Here is a 5,701-nt window from a genome sequence, read left to right on the forward strand (position 1 = left end):
CGGCGAGGAGATCGAACCCTACGCCAACCGGCTGTTCCGCTTCTGGAAGCTCGGCCAGGCCAAGGAGAACAACGGCGTTCTGCTTCTGGTCGCGCCCAACGACCGCAAGATGCGCATCGAGGTCGGCTATGGGCTGGAAGGCACGCTGACCGACCTGCACACCAAGCTGGTCATCGAGAACGACATGGTGCCGGCCTTCCGCGCCGGCGATTTCTCCGGCGGCATCTCCAAGGCCGTCGACGACATGATCATGGTGCTGGAGGGCAATCCGGAGGAGCTGGAGGCGCGCGGCAAGCGCAATCCCGCCGACAGCAGCACTCCCATGGACCCGGTCGTCGCCGTGTTCCTGATCCTGTGGGCGACGATGTTCTTCGGCGGCCTGGCAATGGCATTCCTGCCGCCGATGTTCGGCACGAAGCTGTCGCCGGGCGTGTATAGATGGCTGGGCATGACGTTTCGTTATGGCCAGGGAGCGGGCGGATCCACGCGCATCAGCGATTGGACGACGGGGTCGGGCGGCGGCTGGTCCTCGGGCAGTTCCGGCGGCGGGTGGTCTTCGGGGTCAAGCAGCGGCGGCGGCGGGTTTTCGGGTGGCGGCGGCTCGTCCGGCGGTGGCGGTTCTTCAGGAAGCTGGTGAGACAAGATCATGGCAACACGACCGATCAGCCCACAGGATCATGAGCGGATCGCCGCTGCGATCCGGTCGGCGGAATCCAGGACCGACGGCGAAATCTATTGCGTCGTGGCGCATGCCAGCGATGGCTATTTCGCCCCTGCGGCCTTGATGGCGACGCTCGGCATGCTGGTCGTCAGCCTCGTGGTCGCCTATGGGCTGGAGGCCTGGTGGCTCACCATCCGCCTGCCGCATTTTGTCATAGCTGAGTTGCTGGCGCTGGCCTGCGTGCTCGCCCTGCTGTGGACGCTGCCCGGCCTGCGCATCCATATGGTGCCGCGTCGGCTGCGCTATCAGGCCGCACACGCCAATGCGGTCAAGCAGTTCCTCGCCCGCAACGTCCACCGCACCAGGGCGCGCACCGGCGTGCTGATCTTCGTCTCGATCGCCGAACGCTATGCCGAGGTGGTCGCCGATTCAGGCATCGACGCCAAAGTCGGCCAGCATTTGTGGGACGGAGTGGTGCGTGATCTCACCGCGCATGCCGGCGACGACCGGCTCGCCGACGGCTTCGTCACGGCGATCGAGCAGGTGGGGGCGGTGCTGGCCGAGCACTTCCCGGTCACGCAAGGCGATACCAACGAGCTGGACGACCATCTAGTCGAGATCTGAAAGCTCGCCCGCAAACGCTCCTCAGCCGGATTCCTGACAGGCTTTGCTGGATGTCACCAGCGTCATGGATCGTCTGTGCGAAAGCGCACCATCGGCCGCCCGGACTCTTGCAATCGGGCAATGCGGGTTTATGGTTAACAAATCATGAATACGCTGACGATCGACATCCGGAAGGCAGACCCGCGCGATGCCGGCGCCATTGCCGAGGTGCATCTGGAAGCTTGGCGGGGCGCCTATTCCGGCATCATTCCGCACCGCACGCTGACATCGATGATCAACCGCCGTGGCGCCGACTGGTGGGCCAATGCCATCCGCCGCGCCGCCACCGTGCTGGTCGTCGAGATCGGTGGCAAGATCGCCGGCTATGCGACGATCGGCAAGAACCGCGCCAAGGAACTCAAGCAGCAGGGCGAGATCTACGAATTATACCTGCGCCCTGAATACCAGGGCATCGGGCTCGGCAGGCGCCTGTTTTCGGCGGCCAGGGCACGTCTCGCCGACCATGGGCTGAAAGGCATGGTGGTGTGGGCGCTGGAAGACAACCAGAACGCACTTGCCTTCTATGCCGGGGCCGGCGGCCGCGACATCGCCGAAGGCGTCGAGATTTTCGAGCAGAAGGCGCTCAAGAAGGTCGCCTTCGTCTGGGAGTGACCGCCGGGGATATTCGGAAGGCGGAGTCCCCGACTAACCCAAAATCACGGCGCTGAAACATCTTGTGCCGATGATTGAACGCGTAGAACGCCATCGCGTCTTTCCGGATGCATCTAAGCACCATTCGCCGCATTGCACCATTTTGCGCCGCCCGCTATCTCCTGCCAATCGAGAGAGGGACAAAAGCCATGCGCATCGAAGCCATAGCCACCGGAAAGAATCCGCCTGACGACGTCAACGTCATCATCGAGGTGCCGATTGGCGGCGAGCCGATCAAGTACGAGATGGACAAGGAGGCCGGCACGCTGTTCGTCGACCGCTTCCTGCACACCTCGATGCGCTATCCCGGCAATTACGGGTTCGTGCCGCACACGCTGTCGGGCGACGGCGACCCGATCGACGTGCTGGTCTGCAACACGCGCGCTTTGGTGCCGGGCTGCGTCATCAACGTGCGGCCGATCGGCGTGCTGATCATGGAAGACAATGCCGGCCAGGACGAGAAGATCATCGCGGTGCCGTCGCCGAAGCTGACGCTGCGCTACGAGAACGTCACCGAATACACGCAGCTGCCCGACATCACGCGCCAGCAGGTGCAGCACTTCTTCGAGCACTACAAGGATCTCGAGCCCGGCAAATGGGTCAAGATCGAGGGCTGGCACGATGCCAAATACGCCAAGAAGATGATCATGGACGCGATCGACCGGGCGAAGGCGAGCAAGTAGCCGACTTCGTCATGCCAGGCGGAGCAGCCGCGAAGCGGCGCTTCGGCGACGTCCTCAGTTATCGACCCGGCCGAAAGCCGGCACGTTGCCGACCACCACGCGCTTGTCCTTGCCACAGGCGAAGCCCTTCGCCTTCTCGTCGGCGATCTTGCGTGCCTGGTCGTTGGCGGTGGGGTTGCCGGTGGCGAGCACCAGGCCGACGGTGCAGCCGTCACGGGCGTCCATCTGGGCGACCTTGGCGACGAGCAGCACCTCGGTCTTCTTGGTCTCGTCCTCAGGATCGCTGATCGAGCGGCGGTGGATGACCGCGAATGGCACGGCTTTGTCGCCATTGGTTTCGATGCGCCACTCGACCTTGGCCCCGGACGAATTCAAGGCCGAAAAACTTTCCCAGGCGGACGTCATGTCGCCGCCGGACGGAAAACCGTAGAACAGCGATTCGCGGGCGTCGTCATATCCGATCAGCACGGAATAGCCGCGATAGCCGGAGCAGGCGAGGTCGGCCCAGTCGCCGTCGCCCTGCTCGGCCTGCGCATAGGTCACGCAGTCCTTCTTCCAGTCGAGGTCGGTGTAGGCGCTGGATATCTCGCCGGCTTGTGCCGCCTGGCAAAGGCCGGCGAAGGTGAGCGGGATCAACAGGCTGCGCATCGCGGAGATCTCCGTTGGAGGTCGTCCCAGCGTATCGCTAATGGCTATTTCTTCAAGCTCGCTTCGATCAGCAGGTCGGCGTTGCGGGCAACCGACTGCGCCGGTCCGCCGAGGCCGAACAGCTGGCCGCTGATATAGGCGCCTTCGATCAGGAGCAGCAGCCCGTCGCCCAGCGTGTCAGGGTCTTGCGCGCCCATCGCAGCCGCCATGGCGCGCAGCCGGTGGCGCAATTCCTGCTTGTTGGCCTCACTGACGACGCGGGCCGGATGGCTGTGGTCGGGATATTCGACCGCCGCATTGGTCATGCCGCAGCCGCGATAGTCCGCCACTTGCGTTCGCTTGCCGATCCGGGTCAGGAAAGCCTTGATCTGCGCGCGCGGGTCGCCGGGATAGGCGGCAACGGCTTCATCGAAACGCTCCCAGTATTCAAGGTCGTATTGCCTGAGGTAGGAGGCGGCCAGCTCGTCCTTGGAAGGAAAGCTGCGATAGAGGCTGGGCTTGGTGACGCCGGCGCGCTTGACGATCTCGTCGACGCCGATCGCCCTGATACCTCGCCGGTAGAACAGGTCATAGGCCACGTCGAGGATCTTCTTGGCGGCCTTGGGTGGCGCGGATTCATGACCGTCTCTGATGGTCAGTTCAATATTTTTGTCGCTTGGCATCATGGGACTCGATTGACAATGTTACCGATCGGTACGATACATGCTCCCATCTTGCAACGTACCGGTCAGTAACATGATAGCTCAATCCCGTCCATTTGGCCAGCGCTACGCTTTCGTCGTGGTTGGCGTCATCTTCCTCTGCCTGCTGATTGCCGCCGGCCTGCGCTCGGCGCCGTCCGTCATGATGCTGCCGCTGGAAAACAGTTTCGGCTGGCGACGCGACGTCATTTCGCTGGCCGCGGGCGTCGGCATCCTGCTCTACGGGCTGACTGGTCCGTTCGCAGCAGCACTGATGGAGCGCATCGGGCTGCGCCGCACGCTGCTTGCATCGCTGGTGATCATGTCAGGTTCGACCACGCTCAGCCTGCTGATGACCAAGCCCTGGCATCTGTTCATCACCTGGGGCGTTTTTTCCGGTATCGGATCCGGCGCCGTCGCTAGCGTGCTCGGCGCCACCATCGTCAACCGCTGGTTCAAGACCAATCGCGGCCTTGTCATGGGGCTGATGTCGGCCTCCAGCGCCACCGGCATGCTGGTCTTCCTGCCGCTGATCGCCTCGCTGGCGCAAGCCGGCGGCTGGCAGCCCGTTGCCGTCGCCGTCGCGATCGCTACCGCTGCGTTGATCCCCCTGGTCTGGCTGCTGGTGCCGGAGCGCCCGGCCTCGATCGGCATGGTGCGCTATGGCGCCGAGGCGGATGACGTTCCGCCGACTTCGCCCGCGGCACAAGGCAATTTCCTGGCGCATACGCTCAACACGTTGCGCCGCGCCGCTGGCACGCGGGTGTTCTGGTACCTGTTCGCCACCTTCTTCGTCTGCGGCTTCACCACCAACGGGCTGGTTGGCACGCATCTGATCGCGTTCTGCGGCGACATGGGCATTGGCGAGGTGCAGGCCGCCGGCCTGCTGTCGATGATGGGCATTTTCGACCTGATCGGCACCACGCTGTCCGGCTGGCTCACCGACCGTTTCGACCCGCGCAAGCTGCTCGGCGTCTACTATGCCATCCGTGGCCTGTCGCTGATTTACCTGCCCTATTCCGGGTTCTCGGCGACCAGCCTGATCATCTTCGCCGTGCTCTACGGCCTCGACTGGATCGCCACAGTGCCGCCGACGCTGCGGCTGGCCAACGAAGCCTTCGGCGACCGCAGCGGGCCGATCGTGTTCGGCTGGATCGTCGCCGGCCACCAGGTGGGTGCCGCCACCGCAGCCGCCTTCGGCGGCACCATGCGTGAGCTGCAGGGCAATTACGAACTGGCGTTCCTGATTGCCGGCATGACGGCAATCGCGGCGGCCTGTATTTCGCTCCTGATCAACACCAGCCGACCGGCCTTCGATCCGGAACCGCAGGCCGCTTGAGGCGCGTCGATATTCAGGTGAGGCCGGCCTGCAAACGGCGGCTTCCTGCGCTTCCGGTGCTCATATGTGGACGGCCCCCTGCTTGCAAGGTTTTGGCTGAAGATGATTTGATCGGATCGCTTGCGCTCATATGTCCGGCCTTTTGCGCGCGGATATGTGAGCGCTGGCCTAGATGGGCTTCACGGATAGCGAGTTCCAAACACGTACACGACATTGACTGCCAGTGAGCACCTCGGAGTGTCTCGCTCGTCCCGGTTCGACCGGTCACACCATCTTCTCCTCTGCTTGCAAGTTCCGGCCTTCAGTGTCGAGCGTGCGCTCGGCACCGAACTCTTAATGCTCTCACGGCACCACAGGCGCTGGATAGGTGGCGCCG

7 protein-coding genes are annotated in these 5,701 nt (G+C 63.7%); 5 read left to right on the plus strand and 2 right to left on the minus strand.

Going from position 1 to position 5,701, the window contains the following annotated elements; translation table 11 throughout:
• The 4 genes from M653_RS0130850 to ppa all read left to right on the plus strand — a co-directional run.
• Nucleotides 1-637: YgcG family protein (locus tag M653_RS0130850; protein WP_027146747.1), on the plus strand; the 637-nt coding region annotated here is incomplete at its 5' end.
• Nucleotides 638-646: 9 nt separating this feature from the next.
• On the plus strand, nucleotides 647-1,285 hold the full coding sequence (locus tag M653_RS0130855; protein ID WP_027146748.1) for a TPM domain-containing protein: 639 nt from the start codon (nucleotides 647-649) through the stop codon (nucleotides 1,283-1,285).
• A gap of 144 nt (nucleotides 1,286-1,429) precedes the next feature.
• Nucleotides 1,430-1,936, plus strand: coding sequence for a GNAT family N-acetyltransferase (locus M653_RS0130860; protein ID WP_027146749.1), 507 nt, complete (start codon nucleotides 1,430-1,432; stop codon nucleotides 1,934-1,936).
• A gap of 188 nt (nucleotides 1,937-2,124) precedes the next feature.
• Nucleotides 2,125-2,658 carry an inorganic diphosphatase gene (gene ppa / locus M653_RS0130865; RefSeq protein WP_027146750.1) on the plus strand — a complete coding sequence of 178 codons (534 nt, stop codon included), beginning with the start codon at nucleotides 2,125-2,127 and terminating at the stop codon, nucleotides 2,656-2,658.
• A gap of 54 nt (nucleotides 2,659-2,712) precedes the next feature.
• Here ppa and M653_RS0130870 read toward each other — a convergent pair whose 3' ends face one another.
• On the minus strand, nucleotides 2,713-3,306 hold the full coding sequence (locus M653_RS0130870) for a hypothetical protein (protein ID WP_027146751.1): 594 nt from the start codon (nucleotides 3,304-3,306) through the stop codon (nucleotides 2,713-2,715).
• Nucleotides 3,307-3,350: 44 nt separating this feature from the next.
• Nucleotides 3,351-3,968, minus strand: coding sequence for a TetR/AcrR family transcriptional regulator (locus tag M653_RS0130875; protein ID WP_027146752.1), 618 nt, complete (start codon nucleotides 3,966-3,968; stop codon nucleotides 3,351-3,353).
• Between the two features lie 73 nt (nucleotides 3,969-4,041).
• On the opposite strand from M653_RS0130875, the gene M653_RS0130880 reads away from it, so the two are divergent.
• Nucleotides 4,042-5,325 (plus strand): MFS transporter, encoded by a 1,284-nt coding sequence (locus M653_RS0130880; RefSeq protein WP_027146753.1) that lies wholly within the window; start codon nucleotides 4,042-4,044, stop codon nucleotides 5,323-5,325.
• Nucleotides 5,326-5,701: the final 376 nt, after the last annotated feature.

The sequence above is a fragment of the Mesorhizobium sp. WSM3626 genome (assembly GCF_000513935.1).
GTDB lineage: Bacteria > Pseudomonadota > Alphaproteobacteria > Rhizobiales > Rhizobiaceae > Mesorhizobium > Mesorhizobium salmacidum.